Source organism: Polynucleobacter bastaniensis (assembly GCF_018882205.1).
GTDB lineage: Bacteria > Pseudomonadota > Gammaproteobacteria > Burkholderiales > Burkholderiaceae > Polynucleobacter > Polynucleobacter bastaniensis.
The window spans coordinates 105,709-127,377 of record NZ_JACVOU010000004.1 but is presented as its reverse complement, the minus strand read 5'-3'; the positions used below and the strand labels follow the sequence as shown (position 1 = coordinate 127,377).

The 21,669-nt window shown below is 44.5% G+C and carries 20 protein-coding genes; 8 read left to right on the top strand and 12 right to left on the bottom strand.

Translation table 11 applies throughout. The annotated features are described in order from the left end of the window. Window positions 1-16 precede the first annotated feature (16 nt). A complete protein-coding gene (fliF, locus tag ICN22_RS08440; protein WP_216170100.1) occupies window positions 17-1,969 on the bottom strand; it encodes a flagellar basal-body MS-ring/collar protein FliF in 1,953 nt (650 codons plus the stop codon). Window positions 1,970-2,132: 163 nt separating this feature from the next. On the opposite strand from fliF, the gene ICN22_RS08435 reads away from it, so the two are divergent. The 3 genes from ICN22_RS08435 to fliE are packed head-to-tail and all read left to right on the top strand — an operon-like array spanning window position 2,133 to window position 5,145. Beyond that, window positions 2,133-3,287: a sensor histidine kinase gene (locus tag ICN22_RS08435; protein WP_216170098.1), complete on the top strand. Its 1,155-nt coding sequence runs from the start codon at window positions 2,133-2,135 to the stop codon at window positions 3,285-3,287. A gap of 14 nt (window positions 3,288-3,301) precedes the next feature. After that, window positions 3,302-4,801, top strand: coding sequence for a sigma-54-dependent transcriptional regulator (locus ICN22_RS08430; protein WP_216170096.1), 1,500 nt, complete (start codon window positions 3,302-3,304; stop codon window positions 4,799-4,801). Window positions 4,802-4,821: 20 nt separating this feature from the next. Continuing rightward, window positions 4,822-5,145: a flagellar hook-basal body complex protein FliE gene (gene fliE / locus ICN22_RS08425; protein WP_216170094.1), complete on the top strand. Its 324-nt coding sequence runs from the start codon at window positions 4,822-4,824 to the stop codon at window positions 5,143-5,145. Between the two features lie 18 nt (window positions 5,146-5,163). On the opposite strand, the gene ICN22_RS08420 is transcribed toward fliE, so the two are convergent. The 6 genes from ICN22_RS08420 to ICN22_RS08395 all read right to left on the bottom strand — a co-directional run bounded on the left by ICN22_RS08420 (window position 5,164) and on the right by ICN22_RS08395 (window position 9,868). After that, window positions 5,164-5,448: an EscU/YscU/HrcU family type III secretion system export apparatus switch protein gene (locus ICN22_RS08420; protein ID WP_216170092.1), complete on the bottom strand. Its 285-nt coding sequence runs from the start codon at window positions 5,446-5,448 to the stop codon at window positions 5,164-5,166. Beyond that, entirely contained in the window at window positions 5,448-6,509 is a 1,062-nt protein-coding gene (locus ICN22_RS08415; protein WP_216170085.1) for a hypothetical protein, read from the bottom strand. Before ICN22_RS08415 ends, ICN22_RS08420 begins: the two co-directional genes overlap by 1 nt. Window positions 6,510-6,597: 88 nt before the next feature. After that, complete coding sequence (locus ICN22_RS08410; RefSeq protein ID WP_216170083.1) at window positions 6,598-6,999, bottom strand: flagellar export chaperone FliS; 402 nt, start codon at window positions 6,997-6,999, stop codon at window positions 6,598-6,600. Window positions 7,000-7,033: 34 nt separating this feature from the next. Next, entirely contained in the window at window positions 7,034-8,530 is a 1,497-nt protein-coding gene (gene fliD, locus ICN22_RS08405) for a flagellar filament capping protein FliD (RefSeq protein ID WP_216170081.1), read from the bottom strand. A gap of 88 nt (window positions 8,531-8,618) precedes the next feature. Further along, window positions 8,619-9,020, bottom strand: coding sequence for a flagellar protein FlaG (locus ICN22_RS08400; RefSeq protein WP_215329093.1), 402 nt, complete (start codon window positions 9,018-9,020; stop codon window positions 8,619-8,621). Window positions 9,021-9,085: 65 nt separating this feature from the next. After that, window positions 9,086-9,868 (bottom strand): flagellin, encoded by a 783-nt coding sequence (locus tag ICN22_RS08395; RefSeq protein ID WP_215329091.1) that lies wholly within the window; start codon window positions 9,866-9,868, stop codon window positions 9,086-9,088. 331 nt (window positions 9,869-10,199) lie between these two features. Between ICN22_RS08395 and ICN22_RS08390 the strand changes: the two genes are divergently transcribed. The 5 genes from ICN22_RS08390 to ICN22_RS08370 all read left to right on the top strand — a co-directional run bounded on the left by ICN22_RS08390 (window position 10,200) and on the right by ICN22_RS08370 (window position 16,520). Then, entirely contained in the window at window positions 10,200-10,883 is a 684-nt protein-coding gene (locus ICN22_RS08390) for a tetratricopeptide repeat protein (RefSeq protein WP_215329082.1), read from the top strand. A gap of 271 nt (window positions 10,884-11,154) precedes the next feature. Then, a complete protein-coding gene (flhA, locus tag ICN22_RS08385) occupies window positions 11,155-13,245 on the top strand; it encodes a flagellar biosynthesis protein FlhA (RefSeq protein ID WP_216170079.1) in 2,091 nt (696 codons plus the stop codon). Between the two features lie 33 nt (window positions 13,246-13,278). Next, window positions 13,279-14,985 (top strand): flagellar biosynthesis GTPase FlhF, encoded by a 1,707-nt coding sequence (gene flhF / locus ICN22_RS08380; RefSeq protein WP_216170077.1) that lies wholly within the window; start codon window positions 13,279-13,281, stop codon window positions 14,983-14,985. Next, window positions 14,982-15,794, top strand: coding sequence for a P-loop NTPase family protein (locus ICN22_RS08375; RefSeq protein ID WP_216170074.1), 813 nt, complete (start codon window positions 14,982-14,984; stop codon window positions 15,792-15,794). Before flhF ends, ICN22_RS08375 begins: the two co-directional genes overlap by 4 nt. 36 nt (window positions 15,795-15,830) lie before the next feature. Next, window positions 15,831-16,520 (top strand): FliA/WhiG family RNA polymerase sigma factor, encoded by a 690-nt coding sequence (locus tag ICN22_RS08370; protein ID WP_216170072.1) that lies wholly within the window; start codon window positions 15,831-15,833, stop codon window positions 16,518-16,520. Between the two features lie 20 nt (window positions 16,521-16,540). Here ICN22_RS08370 and ICN22_RS08365 read toward each other — a convergent pair whose 3' ends face one another. The 5 genes from ICN22_RS08365 to ICN22_RS08345 form a co-directional block, all read right to left on the bottom strand. Then, window positions 16,541-16,933, bottom strand: a complete 393-nt coding sequence (locus ICN22_RS08365) for a hypothetical protein (RefSeq protein ID WP_216170070.1) — start codon at window positions 16,931-16,933, stop codon at window positions 16,541-16,543. Between the two features lie 123 nt (window positions 16,934-17,056). Next, window positions 17,057-17,401 (bottom strand): flagellar biosynthesis anti-sigma factor FlgM, encoded by a 345-nt coding sequence (locus ICN22_RS08360; RefSeq protein ID WP_216170067.1) that lies wholly within the window; start codon window positions 17,399-17,401, stop codon window positions 17,057-17,059. Window positions 17,402-17,469: 68 nt separating this feature from the next. Beyond that, window positions 17,470-18,156, bottom strand: a complete 687-nt coding sequence (gene flgA, locus ICN22_RS08355; protein ID WP_216170065.1) for a flagellar basal body P-ring formation chaperone FlgA — start codon at window positions 18,154-18,156, stop codon at window positions 17,470-17,472. Beyond that, on the bottom strand, window positions 18,156-19,640 hold the full coding sequence (locus tag ICN22_RS08350) for a hypothetical protein (RefSeq protein WP_216170063.1): 1,485 nt from the start codon (window positions 19,638-19,640) through the stop codon (window positions 18,156-18,158). Before ICN22_RS08350 ends, flgA begins: the two co-directional genes overlap by 1 nt. A gap of 33 nt (window positions 19,641-19,673) precedes the next feature. Next, complete coding sequence (locus tag ICN22_RS08345) at window positions 19,674-21,668, bottom strand: hypothetical protein (protein WP_216170061.1); 1,995 nt, start codon at window positions 21,666-21,668, stop codon at window positions 19,674-19,676. Between the last annotated feature and the right edge of the window lies 1 nt (window position 21,669).

The window sequence follows — 21,669 nt, the reverse complement described above, 5'->3', positions numbered from 1 at the left end:
ACAGATTCTCCTCATATTAACCGGCAGGTGCGGCAGCTTCGGCTGCGCCTGCATTTTGCTTGGCCGCATCTTCAGATAGCCACTCTTTAAAGATTGCAGAAACTGCTCTAGGATTATTTTCCACAAAATCCTTAGCATACTGAAGTAGCTCTTCGTACTCTTGTTTCTTCTCCTCATCGATCCGTTTTTTCTCTTCCTCAGACCGTTTACGCTCTTCCTCAGCCCTTGCGCGCTCTTCTTCTTCCGCAGCGCGCTGGCGTTCGCGCAACAGTTCAACTTCCATGCGACGCTTTTCACGCGCCCGAGGATCCATCTGTGCCATCTCCGCTTTAATCTTCTCGTCAAACTCTTCCTCAATACGCTGCTCTTCCAAAACTTCGTCCTTTTTCGGAGGAAAGAGCAAAGGACGCACAACTCCAAAAAACATGAGGCTGAGTGAACCTAGAATAATGGCGAACTTGAAGAACTCTTTACTTAGCTCAATGACCCCAGCTTGCTTATAGAACGGGGGTTCATCACTCACCTCAACCTTAAACGGAATATTGGCAACGCTGACACTGTCTCCGCGCTTCTCTGAAAAACCGACAGCATCCCTCACCAAGTTATTGATTTGATCAAGCTCTTTAGTGTTGTAGGGAATCGGCTTACGGGGCTTGCCATCCTTATCCAAACCAAGGGGCTGTTTATAGTTCACCACAACGCCAGCAGAAACTCTTCTGACCTGCCCTTTTTCAGACTTAATTCTCTGAATAGCTCGATCAAGCTCATAGTTAATTGTTGCGTCTTTTTTAATATTACTGGCACTCGAACCCGAACTTGTAGGGGGTGCATTGAGATTTTGCGGCCCCGCTGCACCGCCAGCCGCTTGAGTGTTAATTGGTGCTTGCCCAGCCCCTGGCGCTTGATTGGTTAAAGCGCCAGGCACACCTGACGTTGTCGAGCTGGGAGTGGCAGCCTCATTGGTTTGTTGACTGCGAATCGAAGATTGGTTAGGCGGCGAATTACGACCAAAGGTTTCCTCGGTTCTCTCTAACTCACCAAAATCCATATCGACCGTTACCTGGGCTCGAACATTTTCTTTGCCCGTAACAGGTTCCAAAATCGCTTGCACCCGCTTAGAAAGTGCGCCTTCGAGCTCGGCAACATACTTCAGTTGCGTGCTGTCTAAACCGGCCAGGCGCTGTGCATTTGGCGCGAGCAAACTGCCTTCCGAATCGACTATGGTGACATTGGCAGGACCCAGATTTGGAACCGAAGATCCCACTAAATTCGTGATAGCTGCTACTTGCTGAGGATCTAAAAATCTTCCTGGATGCATCGTTACAATGACTGAAGCGGTAGGCTTTTCCTGCTCGCGCATAAAAGCGGTCTGCTTGGGAATCGCCAGCATCACCCTTGCTGATTTAACTTGCGCTAAGGAGCTAATGCTGCGAGCCAATTCACCCTCAAGGCCACGCTGGTAATTCACTTGCTCGACAAACTGGCTAGTTCCCATTTTCTGGTTTTCCAGCAACTCAAAGCCGACATTACCAGCCTTAGGCAACCCTTGACCCGCTAAACGAAGACGGGTCTCATAAACAGCGGATTCAGGCACTAAGATTGCTGCCCCGCCTTCAGTAAACTTGTAAGGCACATTCATCTGCTGCAAAGCCGCTACGATGGCAGCCCCGTCACGCTCATTGATACTCGAAAACAAGATTCGATAGTCATCTTTACTTCTTCCAGAAACCGAAACAAACACCATTACGGCAACCACCAAAAACACTGCGGCGAACAAAATCAGGCGCTGCTGAGCGTTTAGCGCTTTATAACGATTTTGTAGGCCTACTAAACTTTGGGGGAGTGCTGTGCCGCCACCGTTAGGACTTTGAACAGGAGTTGCTGAGGTGGGGGCGCCAACAGAGCCAATATTGACTACTGCCGCATCTCGCTCGCTTTCCTGTATTCCCGGTTGCGTTTCTTCACTCAATTTTGATCAATTCCGTCATGTCAGGGAAAATTCTAAAAATAATAATATCACTATATATAGAACATTTTTGCCTATTTTGCCTAAATGTTGATATCCTAAAGCCATATTTACCAAAAAGAGGCAAATATTGCCTCTAAACCACACCCCTTAAAAAAATCGTTACTTGAGCACAAAAACCGACAAGTTACCCTCTCCGCAAGATTCATTAGATGCTACCAAGCATCTCGAGGAGGCTTTTGCAATTTTTTATGCGGAATCCCAAAAACTGGAAGCTCAACAAACTGCGCTTCAAGAAAAGATTAATCAACTCAGTAGCGAGCTCCAAAAATCCAACCAACGCTTGGCGATTCTCTTAAACGCCATTCCAGCAGGGGTTATCTTGCTGGAAAATGAAGTCGTTTTATTACATAACCCTGCTGTGCTGATCTTTCTGCCCCAATTAAAACCTGGGGCCACTTTTGAAATTCCAAGCGATTGGCAAGCTTCTATCACGCCGGGGGAATATCTCATTACCCAAAAGGACGGTCAAAAACGCATTCAAAAAACTGTGCAAGTCGTTCGGATCAACGAAGGCCCACGTAGCTTTATTCAGATCCAAGACATCACTACCAACATTTTGCGTCACGAAGAGACGCAACGAGAAAATCGATTAGCAGCGATGGGTCGTATGGCTGCTGGTATAGCCCATCAATTTAGAACGCCTCTGGCAACCGCCCTGCTATATGCATCGCATCTTTGTGACGGGCAGATCAACGCTGACACCTCTAAGGAATTTGCTGATCGCCTGCGTAAACAATTATTGGATTTAGAAAAGCTCTCGCAAGATATGCTGCGCTTTATTTCGAATAAGCCCAATAAGACTAAGCTGGTAAATCCGGTCCAAATTATTGAAGACGCACAAGCAAGCATTCAGTTTCTCTTTGAAGCCAAGCAAGTCAAACTATCCCTCACAGCCAACAATATAAATAACGGAAACTTATTGGTAGAGCCCAAAGCGATCTCCAATGCCATTGTTGCCATTCTCGAAAATGCTTTAGCTGTTTCTAAAGCCAATCAAACAGTCAGAATGCTAGCGACAAGTAATCAACAAACGCTAACCATTACGATTTCTGATCAAGGCCCAGGCATCGCCAAAGAAATGCTCAAATCCCTATTTGAGCCCTTTTCTACTACCAGCGCTAATGGCACTGGACTTGGTCTTTCGATTGCAAAAAATACGATTGAGAGCTTTCGCGGCAGCATCAGCGCTGAGAACTCTAAACAAGGTGCCATCTTCCAGATCAACCTACCTTATGCCCAACCCTCTTTAAATCATTAAGTCAGAAAACCCTTATGCATGCCAGCGACCCACAGCCATTTCCCGTGATTTTGATCGAAGATGATGATGACCTCAGAGAGGCGATTGCCGTTACTTTGCGGATGAATATGATCGACTTTGTGACTCACCAAAGAGCAGAGACAGTCATCCCCTTATTGCGCCCAGATCTGAAAACAGTTTTAGTAACGGATTACAAATTACCCGGAATGACGGGATTAGATTTACTCAAGATCGCGCAAAAAGAATGTCCTGATCTTCCGGTAGTGATCATGACTGCTTTTGCAGATGCCAAGTTGGCTGTAGAAGCCCTGCGTGCTGGAGCAAGGGATTTTTTAATTAAGCCCTTTGTGCCGCAACAACTCATTGACATCATTGCGCGCCATCAACCTGAGTCGATTAAGGTAAATACCAATGTGGCTCCTGCTAAGGACGCGCCACTAGTTGGCTCAGAAATACGCGCGCCCGAGCATCAATTAATTGCAGCTGACCCTGAAACTATTGCTACGTTTGCTCGCTGCGAGAGAGTGGCAGCAACAGATACAAGCGTCTTGGTAACCGGCCAGTCTGGAGTTGGTAAAGAGTTAGTAGCACGTCACATCCATCTGCATTCAAAAAGAGTAAAAGGCCCTTACGTAGCGATTAACTGCGCAGCGATTCCAGACACCTTACTTGAGTCCATTTTGTTCGGGCATGAAAAAGGCTCCTTTACTGGTGCCACCAAAGCTCAAACTGGTAAATTTGAGCAAGCCCATAAAGGCACACTTTTTTTAGATGAGATTGGTGAAATGCCAGCCTCTTTACAAGCGAAGTTACTGCGGGTACTACAAGACAAAATGGTAGAGCGGATTGGCTCTACCGAATTAATTCAAGCAGATGTTAGAGTAATTGCGGCTACCAATCGCAACCTCCAAGAGCAAGTTAAAAGTGGCAAGTTTCGAGAAGACCTTTACTTTCGATTAGCCGTATTCCCCATCCATGTAGCCGAGCTTTCTAAGCGCCCACTGGATATCTTGCCGCTGGCTGATTTCTTTTTATCCCGCTATCGCCTCAATATTGGTCGAGATCAGCTCACCTTGAGCGAAGGGGCAAAAAAACTACTGCAAACCTATTCTTGGCCAGGAAATGTTCGGGAACTAGAGAATATTGTCCAAAGAGCCGTATTACTAGCAGATGGTGACCAAATCTTGGCAGAAGACTTAGAGCTAGAAGATATGAGTATTCATTCTTTAGAAATGGCAAAAAGTGCCCCTATAGATACGCCACCAGTGGCCCATGAGGCTTTAAATGCAGCTTTGGATAGCGCTATAGATGCCCCAAAAAGTGGCACAAATATTGCATCTATTAATGATGAAACTGGACAAGATATTGATTCAGTAGAGCGTGAACACATTCTGAAAGTTTTGGCCAAAGTAGATGGCAATAGAACCAAGGCAGTGGAAATACTAGGGATTTCAGCAAGAGCACTACGCTACAAGCTGAAATCTTATAAAGAGTCTGGCTTTATTAATGATTGATTTTGTTGGATAATATGACTATGAGTACTCCAAACGTAGATGCCATGATTACCCGGATGCAAGCGCTTGCTGCTGCTGCTAGTGGTAAACCTGTCGCTACAGATACTCAAGGCGCCAATGGAGTTGACTTTTCTGCTATTTTGAAAAATGCCATAGAGAATGTCAATACGGCGCAAAATAGCGCCCAAGCAAAAGCCCAATCATTTTCTACCGGTGCGTCCGATACCTCATTGGAAGATGTGATCGTCTCTTTGCAAAAAGCCAACCTTTCGCTGCAAGGCATGATCGCAGTTCGAAATAAACTAGTTGACGCCTACAAAGAAGTCACCAATCTACAAGTCTAAGATTTCGCTTCAGAGCGATTAATCTTTTGCAGGTCTCTCGAGCGTTTTACCATCTAACTCATAAGCCCAGGCAAGCACTTCTGCGACCGCAGCGTACAGTTTTGGGGGTACTAGCTCATTTAATTTGAGTTGCATTAAGAACTCTACTAATTCAGGCTCAATTTTGGTCGGAATTCCCATTTCCTTGGCTTTCGCCAAAATGGCTTCAGCAATGAAACCTTCGCCTTGTCCCGTAATACGGGGAGCAGCACTATTCATCTCATACTTGAGTGCAACTGCCTTCAGCGTCTTTTTTTCTTCCATCAGATTGATGTCTCGATTTGACCCAGACTAACCCGAGTTTCGGGATCAATATGCGCATGCAGCTGCTCCTCTAAATTCGGAAAAGCCTTTGACAGACTTGCTTGGGCCGAAGAATCAGCCTGAATGGCCAACTGTAGGCTTTCTCCAAACTGAGTGCCAATAATTTTTAAAGGGCCAAGATTGGGTAAGCCCACTTCTAAGGTAATACGAGAGCCTTTTTCTAATTGATTTGGCTGACTAGGGTCTGATCGCCAAGCATCTTCACGGTATAAACGACCTTGTACATTAGGCATCAATTGACCTTGCCATAACAAGTCGCCACGCAAAAGTAATCGTACTGAATCTTGAACTATCGGCGCATTATTTGATAATTGGGCCATGAGCTCACTAGCTTGCTGATGATCACCACTTGGCGCAAAAGAATTACTAACGTCATCAGAGTTACCCGCAGGAAATAGCACCCTCTTTAACTGGTCAGCCGCAAAAATGCCAGAAGCTTGTAAGCTTTGGTACAGGGCACCTAACACTATCTTAGGATCTTGGGCATTAAGGTGATTTACATCGATTGCTGGCCAGCTCACCACCACATTATTTGATGGATTTAAACTCGCTTGCTGGCGAGAGATTGGCACTGATTCTGGCGTATCAGCAACTAAGATATCAGATAGCAACTGACCTAAGGCGGCGCTTCCTAAGCTATCCATCTTGCTTAAATTCTCAGATACCAGGTTATTTAAATTTGCCTGAGTGAGCTTGGCCGGCAAATCAGATTTACCCGAGGATAGATTGGAAATTTCCAATAAAACTGCTTGTTGAACACTGGGCTCGCCAGACTCGAGCATTGTTTTTAATTCTGCCAAATTACCATTTTGCAAAGCAGTTCTGACTGCATTTCCTGCGGCTGAATCCCCTACTGGCATGGGCATATTCAGCGCAATCCGCGGATCTATCGCATTCAAACTTTCAATCACTGATGGGGCAGTTGGTGGGGTAACTAGGTCGTTTTTACGGACGTCCACCATTGGGCTGATGGAGAGGTTTGAAGGAATTGGTATTGGCACGCTACCTCCCTTACTAAATACACTATTCAGCGATCAACGCCTGAAAGCTTGCTAGGCTAAATTCTATATAAGAATAGATGACTCGATTCTAACCCGCTTGACTGAGGCTGACACTATTTGGAGAAAGCTCAATCCAAGCCTCATATAGTGGGGTCAGCGTATTAATGACGTCTTGTACCTTTTCTGGTGAACGACCCACTCTGGCGTTTAATAGTTCTTGCATAGACCATACGTATATGGCGCTCAGATTATGGGCCACATCTTTACCTTTTTCGTAATCCAAGCAACCCAGCAAGCCCTGCTGAATTAAATCACTGGCTTTAATAAAGTACTCAATTCCTAATTTACCTTTTTCAAGTTCTTGCTTAGCGAGTTTTAAATGATCAAAGATGCGTTGATGAATTAACACAATGAGTTCACGAGCGTCGCCACCCAAGACTGCAGTCATCGTCTCGTTTTCTGCGTATCTATAGGCTGCTTTTCTTGACATTATTCAGATATCCAAACTAAGTTATTAGAAGTCATCAATTATTATTTTGACCGTTTGTTAAACCGCTTAATGCATTTGTTAGCGAGTTACTAGTATTACTTAATTTAAACAATAATTCATTTAAAGCGGAGTATTGGCTAATGTAGCTTCTCTGCTTTTGATCTAATTGAAGTTGCAAGGCACGTTCTTTTTTGTTCATATTATCTATATTACTTTGCTCGTTCTTAATCATCTGATCAAAAGCGCCGGCTAATGTCTGGGTGCCTGCATCAGTCGTTGATGTAGTGACCTTCAATAAGGAGGTGAGATAAGAATTTAAAGTAACGTTAGTGGTGTTTTTACTGATTTCTACCCCAGTCTCAGGATCCCTTACTACATAGGTTTGATAACCAACCTTAATTCCCGAGGCTAAAATTGCTGACGCGTTACTCACTTCTTTAAAAGTTGTTGCATTAAATTTTGCCGTGCCATCGTATTTCATTTCAAAACCTAGCTCACCCATACTAATCGTGCCTGGATTGCCAGCCAAAGTGTAATGAATATCGCCATTCAACATCGACTTAATTTGATTTAAAAAATTTAAAGCTGTTGGTGAGCCGGCTAATGAGCCATCAGTTTTGACGCCATTAGCAGAGCTTGCTCTTACGCTTAATTTTTTAGCAGTGGTGACCAAGTCATTAAAAGCATCCACAAGACCTTGCATTACTTGTGGGGCCTGATCTTCCCCCTTATCTACGCTAATACTTTGATGTGCCGTATCGGCCTTAACTAAATTAATGGTGACACCTGATAGGGCATCGGTAATGGTATTTGTACGTCTAGTGTAAGAAACGCCGTCTAGCGTAAAGGCGGCATTTTGAGCAGCCACAATGGTGGGGGCAACCGTTGGGGATCCTAGGCCATTGACCGCCGCTCCCGAGGATGTATGCGAATAAGAGATCGCATTATCAGTGCCCGGCTGGGTTCCCTGGATTTTTAGGGCGTAATTGCTTCCTGACGTTGGAACAATGCTGGCACTGAGATTATCACCAAGGGCATTGACCCAATTTTTCAGATTATCAATCGTGGTGGTGGCCAAAGTTACGCCTGTTGGTGGCGTGTAGGTATATAACCTTGAGCCAATGGTGATCGAAAATGCATCACCCGCAGCCAATCCCGCATTGGCGGTACTGGAGCCAAACTGATCAAAAGTGATCTGAGCGGGCTGAGCGACTTGACTCACTAATATATCGTGCCGCCCTTGAATTGCGCCAGTTGAATTCGTAATCTTGACGATGGTTTCGTCTGAACTGGAGGCAACTGCTGCCGACATAGCAGCTGGATCCTGCAAACTTTCTAATGCTGTTTGGAAACTAGCTACCTTACTCTTTAATGTGCCTAAATCGCTAATAAGCGTAGTCTTGCTAGCGATTTTATCCTTCAGCGCTGTCATCGGCTTATTTTCAGTCGCCATTAACTGCGAGACAATACTAGCCACATCGATACTGGCAGTACCAGAGCTAGTGCTTGAGGATGTGGAGGAAATCGCCATAAATGCCTATTTAAAAAATGCGTTTCTTAAGACGAACTGCATTATTAAGAAAGCAATTTTCATGCCAACTTAGAAGCTTTGGCTAGATTTAGGCCTTTTGATGAATCAGAGCTGAAATCTGATCAAAACTGTGTGCCAATCTCAAGACTTCTTCAGAGGGCATCTGTCTGATCACTTCGCCAGTGCTCGGGTTGGTTACGCGAACCACATGGTAGCCAGTCGAGCCGTCAATCGAAAAGTCCAAATTGCGTCCCATGGAGCTAACAAAACTTTGCATTTGCTGGGCAGCGGCTTCGACTGCTTGGCGGGATTGCTGAGTGATTTGTTGAATATTGGAAGGTTTGAATTCCACGCTAGCTGCAGCGGAAACAGCTTGAGCATCTGTATTAGTGCGAGCACTTACTACCGTACCCATACCTGGAGGTTGATTAAGTTGTGCAGAGCCAGATGGAATGACTGATGCAGCAGATTTACTAGTAATTTCTCCCATTTCCTACTCCCTTAATCTAAAGTCAGAAATCGGCCGATGGGCCGACTTCTACTTAAGATAACCGCTTATTTCAATAATGACAAGATGACGTTAGGCATTTGATTTGCTTGAGCCAACATCGCTGTAGCGGCCTGTTGCATGATCTGACCCTTGGTCAATTGTGCTGTCTCAGAGGCAAAGTCAGTATCCACAATCGCTGAACGCGCATTTTGCATATTGGCACTTTGCGCCATGAGGTTTTGTGAAGAATAAGTAGCACGACCTACTAGAGCACCCATCTTTGCACGCTCGTTAGAGATACGCAGTAGGTCAGCATCGACTACTGAGAAGTCTGTAGCAGTGGTGTCAACAGTAGCGTTGGCTACAGTAAATGAAATTGTAGTACCAACATCAACGCCAGACTGAATATCATAGGTAGTTGAACCGCTGGTATCAAGTAGGTTAACGCCGTTATAAACTGCTTCACGAATAGTCAAATCAACTTGATCTTTAATAGATTGCGCTTCAGTAGTGATCGCTGTTTTTTGATCTGTACTTAGAGCATTGTTACCAAACTCAGTACCCAAAGTTTTCATACGCAACAGCATATCTTGAATCGTAGATAGCGCGGTTTCAGCTACTTGCGCCATACCGATAATGTCACTTAAATTATGGTTCGCTTGCTCAAGACCAGCGATTTGTGAAGACATACCCATACTAATTGCTAAACCAGCAGAGTCGTCTTTTGCGCTATTGATACGCACACCAGATGAGAGTCGTTGTACAGATGTAGCCAATTTAGATTGAGCAGCGCTCAAATTGTTTTGGGCATACACAGAAGCCATGTTTGTATTGATAACGGTTGACATCGTTTTCTCCTAAAATTTTCAGGGCTATTAACATTAGCGCCCCTTGCCTAACCTATTACGGAGATGCCTACCTAAGCGTTTAGATAAACTTCACTTTGAATTCCTTTTGCATGATTTAAAAATATAAGTCATTGATTTTATTAATAAAAATTAATATATTAAAAAGTGTCCTATTACCCGAAGACCACCCCCATTTGCCTTGAGTTGATGCTAAATCTGTGCAAATGGACTTGAAAAAGATGATGTACATCGGCTATTTAGACCCTAAAATAGCATTTCCTTTTATTCGCTCTAGAGCCAATTTCCTACTGTTTTTGAAAGTATTTTTGCCATGCAATTTGACAATCCCCGTTTACAAGCTGGTGTTTCTAACCTGGAGCGCGGTCGCTACGAGGCTGCTTTTGAGGTTTTTTTTGACATTGCAGTCAACGAGGCCGACGAAGAAGCTTCTTTTGCCCTGACCAGAATGTGCTTTGATGGGCAATTAAACCCTGAACAGGTCAATAAGCTATTTGAATGGCTCAATTCCAACAGTCGTGAGAGTAATGGCTATGCCAACTTCAATGTAGGCCTTTTATACGAATTGGGTATAGGCGACATCGCTCGTAATATCAAGACAGCGGTTCATTATTATGAAAAAGCCATCAAAGATGAAGTTTTGGATGCCTATTGCAATCTGGGCAATATATACGTATTCGGTTCAGGCGCTGACCATGGGGTGCCAAAAGATATCCCTAGAGGTGTTGAATTGCTCACTGTGGGAGCCAATGGGGGCAGCCGAGTAGCCGCCTATAACTTGGGTACTTTATACGAAAAAGGCACTGCTATCACCCAAGATTATGACAAAGCATTCTATTTTTTAACGCTGGCCACCTTGCAAAAACACGTGCATGCGCACCGCTGCCTGATTATTTTTGAAAAAGCGATCAAGGGCGATTTCACCAAAGCCTATGATGCTGCAGAGCAACAATTCTGGAAAATTCAAAATATGCGCAAACTCTATCGCGCACTCTAATTGTGCTTATTTTTTGAGCGCCAAGCACTTTAGACGCTCAATTTAGCCCATCCTGGCGCATGACTTCTGCTCATGCGGAAATTTTTGCCTTTTTCACACTTTTGGGGCTTTTTTTACCCCTATTTTTAGTGCGAATGGGGTATATTTAGTGGCAAATATTTCCTTTTCTACCATATATAGTGTTTTTATAAGTTTTGTAGTGCTTTTATTATCCTTAAGGTAATTTTTTGAAGGCTTCTTTTACTCCTGTTTATCTCTACCTAATTAAGATATGAAGATCTTAGGTGTTGACCTCAGCAAAGTAAGGCCATCAGCGCAAGGCGCTATCCCGATCTTAGTCTTGCTCGTCTTAGTGATGATGTTGGTGCCGCTACCAGCTATCTTGCTCGATGTTCTGTTTACTTTCAATATTGCGCTATCGATCATCGTTCTATTTACGGCGATCAATATTAAGACCTTTAAAGACTTTGTTGCCTTCCCAACGGTGTTGCTCCTCACCACCTTGCTGCGCCTGTCATTGAACGTAGCTTCCACCAGAATCGTACTCATGGAGGGCTATAAGGGAACAGACGCTGCTGGAAAAGTGATTGAGGCCTTTGGCGTATTCTTAATTGGCGGTAATTTTGCAGTCGGTATTGTGATTTTTATTGTGATCACCATTATTAACTTTGTGGTGATCACCAAGGGTTCAGGCCGAGTTGCCGAAGTTTCTGCTCGTTTTGCCTTAGATTCAATGCCTGGCAAACAAATGGCGATTGACGCGGATCTCAATGCAGGTCTAATTCAACAAGAAGAGGCAAAATCGCGTCGCGCCGATGTGGCTCAAGAGGCAGACTTTTTTGGCTCCATGGATGGTGCCTCTAAGTTCGTTAGGGGTGATGCCATGGCCGGCATCATGATTTTGGTCATCAACCTCATTGGTGGTTTGCTCATTGGGGTCTTGCAACACAATATGGATTTTGGCAAAGCCTTAGCTACCTTTGCTGCTCTGACCATTGGTGACGGCCTAGTTGCGCAAATCCCTGCGCTCATTATTTCTACTGCGGCCGGTATTTTGGTTACCCGGGTTGCCACTGAAGATGACTTTTCTGGGCAGGTCTCTAAGCAATTTGAAGCAAACAGTAGCGCCCTGGGCGTGGTGGCAGCGGTACTGGGGATCTTGGGTATTCTGCCTGGGATGCCCCACTTTATCTTTTTAGGCTTTGCTTGCCTTTTTGGCGGCTTGGCCTATTTAGCTTATCAAAAGATCGATCGTAATGCTAAGGCAGCTGAACTTGCGGCCTCACAACCTCCCGAGATAAACCAAGAGCTTGAATGGAAAGATGTTCCGATTGTCGAGCCCCTGTCTTTGGAGCTTGCCTATCGACTCATTCCACTCGTAGATAAAGGTGATGAGAGTGATTTGATCAAGCGAATTCGGGCGATCCGGCGCAAGTTTGTTACTCAGGTGGGTTTTTTAATTCCATCAGTGCATATTCGCGATAACTTGCAACTCAATGCAGAAACCTACCGTATCTTGCTCTATGGTGCCGAGGTGGGTCGTGGTCAATGCCTGCCCGATCGCTTGCTGGCTATCCAGCAAAGCGGCAATGAAGCCTTGCCGGGACTAGACGTAAAAGATCCTACTTTCGGTATGCCGGCAGTATGGATTGAGCGTAGTCTGCGAGACGAAGCGATTGCTAAAGGCTATACCGTAGTAGAGCCAGCAGTTGTGATCACTACCCATTTAGATCATTTAATTCATCAATATGCCGGTGAGTTGTTGGGTCGCCAAGAAACGCAAGATTTGGTAGACCACTTTAAGATGAGTTATCCCAAGCTAGTGGAAGATGTGATTCCCAAAATTGTGAGTCTTGCACAGTTGCAACGCCTCTTACAGTTGTTGCTTGATGAAAGCATTCCGATTAAAGATATGCGCACCATCTTAGAAGTCGCTAGTGAGTTTGCCGCTAAGCTAGGTGATCCACTGGAGGTATTGCCCCACATTCGCTATGCGCTAAGACGCACTATTGTTCAGGACTCGCTCGGTGAAGGCAACTCCTACCAAGTACTCGGTATTCAGCCAGAGTTTGAACGCTTAATTGAGCAATCGATTGGTCAAGGTGCCATTGCACCCGATGGTCTAATTGAGCCCTCTTTGGCCCGGATGTTTGGTGAAGAGGTCATTAGCGGAGTTCAAGAATTAGAGAGTCAAAATCTGCCTCCAGTCATTGTCAGTGGCACCCGCACCCGCATGACGCTATCTCGGATTGCCAGAAGAGTTTGCCCCCAAGCGATTGTTTTGGCCCTAAGTGAGTTACCACCGACATCCAACCTTGAATTCTATAAAGTACTTTGCTCCCAAACGGGCAAAACCCCTTAAAATATCATGAGCCACCCTATTTGGAGCAACGCCATGGGCCCCCAAAAATTTACCGCCCCAAGTTCAGCAGAAGCCTTAAAGCTGATACGCACCCGTATGGGCCCCGATGCCATGGTGATCTCCACTACAGATATCGACCATGGCGTAGAAATCGTTGCCATTAGTTCTAAAGACCTTGCTTCACTTTCAGACCCCTCAGTTGCTAGCAGCATGAGCGCAAAAAAAGCAGTGAGCTACTCCCCAAATTACACCTCAAACAGACCGATTGGACGCAGCAACTTAGGCAGTAACTCAGGCAGCAACTTCGGCTCTAGCTTTGATCGTGCCATTGCACCGCCAAGCGCTCGCAATCCTTTTAGCGCAGACTTGCCCTTAGGGTCTTTGCGTCGCAATCCTGCTAGAGTTGAACGTGCTGATCGCTCAGAGCGCTCAGTCAGAGCTCCGGGCTCAGAAACTTTTATACCCACTTCTTTTAATGGCGCTGAACGTATCCGTCGCGGAGATGCAAGCGTCATTAATCCATCGAATAACGATGCTTTTTTTAGCGCTAGCGCTAGCGCCGCCGTCAGTGCCAAAAAGAAACAAGATGCAATTGCCTTTGCAGAAGCAAAAGCAGATGCTAAAGCGGCACTCAATCCGGCTCCGATTGCCAATCAAATCCCAGTTTCCAGTACTACCAGTGCTACGCCCTCAAGCTTGGCAAGTATCAGCACTGATTCCGCATCTGCAGTTAGCGCCCCATCATTACCTGCAGCGGCAAGCTCTCCAAAAGTAGAGCAACTACTCGCTGAAATTAGTGAAGTAAAGTATTTGCTGCAATCTCATGTAGCTGGCAACTTATGGGGCAACATACAACAAGAAAGTTCCCACGTAACCGAGATTGTGAAGCACTTAATCAATAGTGGTTTTTCCCCGAAACTGTGCGCTCAAATTGCGCGTAATTTACCAGATGACTTTAATACCCAACAGCTTATAAAAAACGCGCGTGAACAAGTCAAGTGCTTAATCAAAACTTCTCGGGCGTTTGATATTTTTGATCGGGGTGGTGTCTTTGCCTTTATTGGTCCGACTGGCGTGGGTAAAACCACGACTGTTGCCAAGATTGCAGCGCGTTGTGTCCTGCGTTATGGCCGTAACCAAGTGGCACTACTCACCACTGATACCTACCGAATTGGAGCTCAAGAACAACTCAAGACCTATGCAAAAATTTTAGGTCTGTCTGTTACGGCACTACGGGATAGTGAAGATTTAGCAGCCAAGATTAAAGAATTCTCTAACCGCAAAATTATTTTGTTAGATACCGCTGGTGTAAGTCAGCGGGATACTCTGATGGTTGAGCAATGCCAACTTCTCCAAAATGGATCAGATCGTGCAAAACGGATTTTGGTAATGAGCTCTACTACCGATTTACGCACCCAAGAAGAGGTGATTAATTTGCATAACCAAGCAATGCAAAATAGCCACAACAATAAATTAGACTCTGTCATCATTACCAAAATTGATGAAGCAGCTCACTTAGCGCCAGTCATTGACAGCGTTATCCGTCATGATTTGTCGATTTTGTTTGTTTCAAATGGTCAGCGGGTGCCCGAAGATTTAAGTCTGCCTGATATTAATTATCTGAGTCACCGCGCGATGGCAATGCGTGCTTTTTCTGAAACGTTTTCCATCACTGACGAACAAGTTCCCGCTATTTTGTCCGATCACCTAGGCGACTGGATTCGCAAAGTCAATTCATGAGCACAGCAGTGAGTGGTAACGATCAGGCTGAAGGGCTACGCAATATCTTTGGCGCAGAGCTGTGTCGCGTTATTTGCATTGCAAGCACTCTAGATGCAGATAGCACAATCCATTTAGGCCATGGCACCGCCCAAAGTCTGAAGCAACACAATAACCATGTTTTACTGGTTGATGAAATCCCCCTTGCGCAGCGTAAGACGATGTCTGGATTTTTATATCCCACACGGTATGATTTGGGCCAAGTTTTTAATAACGCAGTTCCTTTATCTCGCAGTATTCGTCAGATTGATGAATATCTTTGGTATGCCACTAGTACCAAGCTGCGATCTGAAGTTGAGCATCGCTTTGCAAAATATCCCCAGTTAGATGTGCGACTTGTTCAAGAAGAGATGGGCATTGACTATGTCATCTTTCCCACGATTGATCCACAAGCGCAAATTGTGGCGTTTTATGGCAGCAATATTCAGCGGATTTTAGTAACCGCTGGTGATCAAGCATCGCTTACTAAAGCCTTAGTGATGTTAAGGCAAATGGCTATTTTCCAGGTCGATGAACCATTAGCGGTCATCATCGTTGGCGGGGAAGATGAGGCCGCTGGTACCGCTGCATTTGAGCGACTACAACATGCAGCCAGATCTGCTTTGCACGAGGAAATCGAATTGATTGGCTGGATTGCTGCGGTAACTGCACAGCGAGTCACATTAGATCCAGATGACCTGAGTTGGAATCCGCCCAGCGAAGGCCCGCGAGAAGAATTTGTTTTGCCGATGGGCTTTTTTAAAGCAATTTCTGCGAAAATTAGCAGTTAATAGCAATCCACCGTTAACCAATTAAGCGATCTGTCATTGAAGCCTTCTAGTTATTTTGCATCTATTGATATTGATGAAGCTATTCGCACTCATTTACCTCTGGTAAAGCGGATAGCCCATCAGATTTGCTCTCGCTTACCGCCTAATGTTGAGGTAGATGATCTCATCCAGGAAGGTTTAACAGGTTTATTAGATGCTCTCAAGCGCTATGAACCCCAGCCCAACTTAGCATTTGAGGCTTATGCTAAAACCCGCATACGGGGTGCTATTTATGACTCCTGCCGCAAAAATGATATTTTGCCGCGCAATCAGCGAGATGAATTGGTTGGAATCGAAAAAGTGACTCGCCGCTTGGAGCAAACCTTGGGACGCCACCCCTCGGAAAAAGAAATTGCGCAAGGCGCTGATTTGAGTATTGAGGCATACCACGCCATCATCACCAACATGGTCCATTTAATGCCGTTAGATGATTTGTCGGATGATCTCATGCCTTCAGATACCGATGAATCTGACCCAATGCGCTCTGTCGCCATGAGTCAATTTGCAGAACGAATAGCCCTTATCTTGTCAGGCTTACCTGATAATGAAAAATTAGTCATGGCCTTGCATTATCAAGAAGATCTATCTTATCGAGAAATTGCCCAAGTCATGAATATTACCCCTGGGCGCATTAGCCAGATCCATACGCAAGGCATGATACGTATTCGGGCAAAACTAAAGTCTTAGTACATTAAACACTTTTTGCCCTAGACTTTGCGAGACAGTACACCGCCTACGGATCCTGGAACACCTCCATCACTTCCGTAAGTCGCGCTTGGCGCTTGCTGAGCAATAAAAGACTGCATGGCAGAGCTGCGTTGCATCGCTAAGCGAATCAGATCCCCATTGATTTGGTGGTTAACTGAGGCTTCATCTAGTAATGCTAATAATTGCTTAGTTTGTGCTGACTCAAATTGGTGAATATCTTGCTTGAGCTTGTCAGCACCTCCTGGATAATTCTGAATAGCATCCAAAGCCTGATTAGTGCTTTCTAGCGATTCTGGAAGTCGATCCATATCGTTAGCCTCTAAAGCTGTACGCAGACCCTCAATAGCACTTGCAATACCCTTTAAGAACTTTAATAAATCGTCAAAAGACATGGATGGATGTGGTTTTACCATCTGAGGGATAGATTTTTCTAAGTAAAAAGAGGGGGGCTAATTGAGCTCAGAATGTGAGCAAGAAGATTACAGTAAAACGAATTAATTAATGCGGGCTTCGTATTAAGGACGACTTGGTTTTTGCCCAATTGCTGCAACAACATCCTTCAACATTGACTGGGAGATCTTGTTGTAATCAATCTCAAACTGACCAGCAGCAACCTTATCGCGTAGTTTTTTAATTAAGAGCTCATCACTAACCTGATTGGTAGCGCTAGTACTGCTGTGCGCTTCAGCAAGCTTGGCTGCTAAACCAATATCTAAATTGACTGCAGGGCGACTGACCGCAGATGCTGAGGTTTGATTTAAAGCTGTGTTAGTTGTATTGGCAGTCGAGTTCGAGCCTGGCACAGGTTTGGCTGTTCCAGTATTTGGCGGAATTAGTGGTGCATTCTCGTTAATTTTCATCTCATTCTCCTCAGTACAACCTAGTAAAACACAACTTCTACAACCAAATACTACCGCAAATTAGCGATTTATTCCATATTAACGCTAATAATTCCTGGCCTCAATACCTTGCCTTGTAAAACCTGCCCGTCGGACAAGCGCACTCTTACCATATCCCCAATCATTCCGGTGGTTTGGGCAACACCTTCACCGGAAACCTGAAAATCTTTACCTGTTAATTGAATCCTAACAGGATCTCCTACTTTTATTACGGCAGATTCTTTCAAATCGTTTAGCCCAATTGGCATGCCCATTTGCAAAGATTTACCCAAAACTCGCTCATAAGCAGCTTTAGGGTTCCGTAGTACATCATCTGGTAGCACGGTTAAATCACCCTCAATTACCCGAATATCCCCAGTTTCAAGCTTTTGGCCAAAAGGTAGGTAGCGGCTGGCTACAACATAATCTCCATAGGCATGAATATTGACTGGCACATTGATTAACCAGGCGGCTTTGGCGCACCGCAATTGGATCATGGACCGACCCCATAAGCGCGCACCTGGGGGAGTCAAAATTTCAATGCTACCGCCCAAGCAAGCTGGAATCGTGAGATTAGGCTCGAGCCATTCAGTCTCCACCCGCAAACCATTGACAGTGGGACTTTTTTGAATAAATCGCTTAATAGCTTGCTCAAGATCTGGGGGTAAAGCAGCATAAAGGCTCTGCGACAGCGTGCAAAATAGCAGCCCAATCAAAAAACGACTAAAGAGCGGCATTATTTGGTAAACCGATCTAAAGCTACCCAAGGGTACACATTATTCATACCATCTAAGGCCATACCAGCCAACCAATAGGGTCGCTCTAGTAATTTAGGAATGTTGAGGTGAATATTCATATTCTGAACCCCTAAAAATTCATGGGCATAAATAGAGTAATGCTGATTACCTACAAGCAGATTAATCATCCTAGCGGGATGCAAAATCTCGCCCAATGCATCGACCTTACTATCCACTGGTTTATTGAGGGCCTCTTCCCCTAAATACTGAATTGCTGAAACAGCATAGTTTTGCCCGTGCCGTCCAAAAAAGACCATGGGCATTCTTAATAAACTAGATGGGCATGATAGACGCACTCCTTCATGATGCATTTCGAGTGAGCCCCCAATTTCAGCCATCATTTTGCCTGCTGACAAGAGATGTTCCGCAGATAAGGATATGTGGTCTAAATCAATAAAAATCATTAAATCTTGCTGAACTGCAAAAATACTCGGACAGGGCGGCAAGATGCTAATGATCGTGACTAGTTGTTGGACGATCTCGGGATCGGCATACACCTCATCAATCAAGAGCTCCTCTGTCAAATTCTCAAATACATGGCGTAATGATTGTTGACCAGCTTTAGTGAGCTCATCTTGCTCACGCCCAAGCAAGAAATCAAGCTCTACAGCATTCCAGTTTTCAGTCTTAGTAACTAAACTTCGTGCTATTTGCATACGATTGAGGTTGTGGGCACGATTCAAGGAAAAGTGCTTATCTAAGAAACGCTGACTACCTGAATAATCTAATGAATTCTCACGCTCTAGAGGACGAGTCAAACCCTCGGGAAAAGAGAATGCTTTGGGCTCAGGAGGAGTAAAAACTACTGGAGACTCTTCATGAAGACGCGGTGCAAATAGGGCGCTCAATTCTGCGATAGAAGGTTCTGGCGATAATTCCTGGATAGTTGGGATCACTGGAGAAGCAGACAACTCAGAGATTGGCGATTTACTAAAGACCAATTCCTCTTCTTTACTGCTGACAGCCTCAATCGCTTCCTGAGTTACATCAGGATCTGCCTCAGCAGGAAGATCTTGCGCTAATACTGCATCAGGATTTTTGGTGATCGGCAAACCATTTTGGATTTGCGATAAATTGGCGGCAAATAATACTTTTGCTTGATTTAATTGCTCTAGAGTGCAAGACGCTCCACTCGCTACCGATGGATGCGTAAATGCGACTTCTGACTTCACTAGACTAACTAGATCATCCAACACCAAAAAAGCTTGTGCATCATTTTTCTTAAAACACTGCGCTAATTCGTTAGTCATCCCACTTAAATCATCTAATCCAGCGCCATCTAGCGCATTAGCTAAATCAACGCTATGCATGATTAATGGCTCAATCGATACTGCTGACGCCGAACCTTTTTTAGGGGCAGCAGTCTGCAGACCTTCAATAGCACGATCAATATCAATTAAAAACAGGGGTTTTTCTTCGGCCATATTTGCATTACGCCTTATAAAAAATCAATTGCATTAGACCCTTGCTTCTCGTTTTAATTCAGCGAAAGCTTTATTCAATCCATCAAATTCACCTTGCCATAACTGAAGATCACGCATGACCTGTTTGGCATCCATACTCAGAAGCTCAATAGCCTCTAAAGAAATCTGTGGCGCCTGCACTTCCATAGGCGTAGCTTGTTCTAGTGCGACAGCGAGCGTCGAGCGCATCTTCGATACAGTAGCCTCGACTCTCTCTACTAATAAATTCAGCTGCTCTGTTTCAACGGCAAGTTGTTTACTAGAATGGTTATCCAATATGGCCAAGTAAAGACGGACACCCTGTTGCTTTAAGGCAGAAAAAGCATCTTGAAGCTGATCTAAAGGTCCGCCCCTACTAATACCCATCTCTTGGCTGTAGGGTGAATTACTACTTTTATCAGACGTATTTGTACGAATCTGGCCACTCTTCTCATGCAGGGTATCAATAGAATGGCGTAATTTGGTATTGAGCTGTGAAAGTACTTTAAAGTGCGTGTCTATTTTCTTAATTTTATTTTTTAAATCATCACTTAACTCGGAAATGACATTCATCACTGTCTTCACATTGAGTTGGTCTGTCGATTGATCAGAATCATTATTTTGTGAATTAGCCTTGGATGTTTTGTTACTTGGCGCACTAGCAAAGCCTAAGTCAATTGTTTTTAATAGCTGACCGGCAGCCCTAGTCTGTTTAGATGCCCGCTGCAAATCTTGCGCATTACGTCGGGTATTCACGAGCGCCATATAAGCACCTAAGATGATTCCAAAAGCGGTAATGATCGAAACTAAAATCAAACCTAAAAATCCGCCAGCATCTTTAAAATCAAAATATTGAATTGATTGAGATTTTTTTTGCGCAGCAAGACGCAAAGACCCATAGTCGTTAGCGAAATCCTTAATTATCCGCATATTCAAAACATAAGCATTCAGCACTGCTACACTTTCTTGCGGTAACTTTGAATACCAAGGACTTTGCGGCACCTTAGGCGCTACATCTGTTAGCTTGAGGTTTGACTTACCAGCTGTTTTTTTACCGACATCAATTTCCAAAAGCACCTTTTGCTCAAGAACTACACCAAGTGATTTTTGAAGGTCTGATATTGTCGCAATATCAGTGATATTTTTTTGCCAAGCATTGTGTGCCTTGACAAAATTACCAATGCTTTCTGCATATTTTTTTACAGCAGATTCAGAGGGAAGTTTATCCAACTCGAGTGATCCCTTAGGGCCAATTAGTACTTCACCTGACCTTGCTAAGACAGCTAAATCATTTAAGCTTTTTTCTTGTGCGAGTATTACTCCGATTGCCTGCTCAGTATTTTTAGCACTTATCAGCACCTCAAGTGGGGTGGAAGGTTTTGGATTTTTCTTGAGATTTTCAGCTTCCTCAGTCTGCTCAGATTTCTCATCGTCATTTTTTTTGTCGGACTTGACAGCATATTTCTCAGGCTTACCGAAAACGACAGCCATTACCTTAGAGTCCAACCTTTGAAAAAGAGCAACTACCGGATTATCGGATAGTGGCAACAAAGGAGTAGACGATTCTGCCTCTTTAGTCGTGCTAGGATTTTTTACAGCTGAAGCCGAAGCTTGGCCACTCAAAGACTTCAATGCAGTAGGTTCACTTATCCCCTTGGTCGACACAGCAGACGCTGAATTAGGACTTAGCTCAGGCTGGTTCTTCAAGTCTGTAGTTGCTGACTTTAAGAAGATCTCAGCTTTTTTTAAGTTTGTAAAAAAAACAGGCTCTAAGGTAACGGGACCGTTTGTTTGCTGCTGTAACTCTTTTAAGAAAGGAATCAAACGTAACACTTGAATCTGTTCGCCATCAATTGATTGCAGATACTTACCTTCAGATACCCAAGAGCGCGCAGAGAGAAAAGCACCGATACTGGCAGCCAACACCAGCGCAAACGAAACATAGGAAACCCATTGCCACAAAAGAATTGGGTGCTGGGAAAAGATATGGCTATTATTTTTCTTATTCATA

Bases quoted from the DNA above. Each gene is read 5' to 3' on its own strand.
- flhA (WP_216170079.1), top strand. From the start codon at position 11,155: ATGAAGATCTTAGGTGTTGACCTCAGCAAAGTAAGGCCATCAGCGCAA.
- ICN22_RS08365 (WP_216170070.1), bottom strand. From the start codon at position 16,933: ATGTCTTTTGACGATTTATTAAAGTTCTTAAAGGGTATTGCAAGTGCT.
- ICN22_RS08390 (WP_215329082.1), top strand. From the start codon at position 10,200: ATGCAATTTGACAATCCCCGTTTACAAGCTGGTGTTTCTAACCTGGAG.
- ICN22_RS08395 (WP_215329091.1), bottom strand. From the start codon at position 9,868: ATGTCAACCGTTATCAATACAAACATGGCTTCTGTGTATGCCCAAAAC.
- ICN22_RS08420 (WP_216170092.1), bottom strand. From the start codon at position 5,448: ATGGAAGAAAAAAAGACGCTGAAGGCAGTTGCACTCAAGTATGAGATG.
- fliD (WP_216170081.1), bottom strand. From the start codon at position 8,530: ATGGCGATTTCCTCCACATCCTCAAGCACTAGCTCTGGTACTGCCAGT.
- ICN22_RS08410 (WP_216170083.1), bottom strand. From the start codon at position 6,999: ATGTCAAGAAAAGCAGCCTATAGATACGCAGAAAACGAGACGATGACT.
- ICN22_RS08345 (WP_216170061.1), bottom strand. From the start codon at position 21,668: ATGAATAAGAAAAATAATAGCCATATCTTTTCCCAGCACCCAATTCTT.
- ICN22_RS08400 (WP_215329093.1), bottom strand. From the start codon at position 9,020: ATGGGAGAAATTACTAGTAAATCTGCTGCATCAGTCATTCCATCTGGC.
- ICN22_RS08350 (WP_216170063.1), bottom strand. From the start codon at position 19,640: ATGGCCGAAGAAAAACCCCTGTTTTTAATTGATATTGATCGTGCTATT.
- flhF (WP_216170077.1), top strand. From the start codon at position 13,279: ATGGGCCCCCAAAAATTTACCGCCCCAAGTTCAGCAGAAGCCTTAAAG.
- flgA (WP_216170065.1), bottom strand. From the start codon at position 18,156: ATGCCGCTCTTTAGTCGTTTTTTGATTGGGCTGCTATTTTGCACGCTG.
- ICN22_RS08430 (WP_216170096.1), top strand. From the start codon at position 3,302: ATGCATGCCAGCGACCCACAGCCATTTCCCGTGATTTTGATCGAAGAT.
- ICN22_RS08375 (WP_216170074.1), top strand. From the start codon at position 14,982: ATGAGCACAGCAGTGAGTGGTAACGATCAGGCTGAAGGGCTACGCAAT.
- fliE (WP_216170094.1), top strand. From the start codon at position 4,822: ATGAGTACTCCAAACGTAGATGCCATGATTACCCGGATGCAAGCGCTT.
- ICN22_RS08360 (WP_216170067.1), bottom strand. From the start codon at position 17,401: ATGAAAATTAACGAGAATGCACCACTAATTCCGCCAAATACTGGAACA.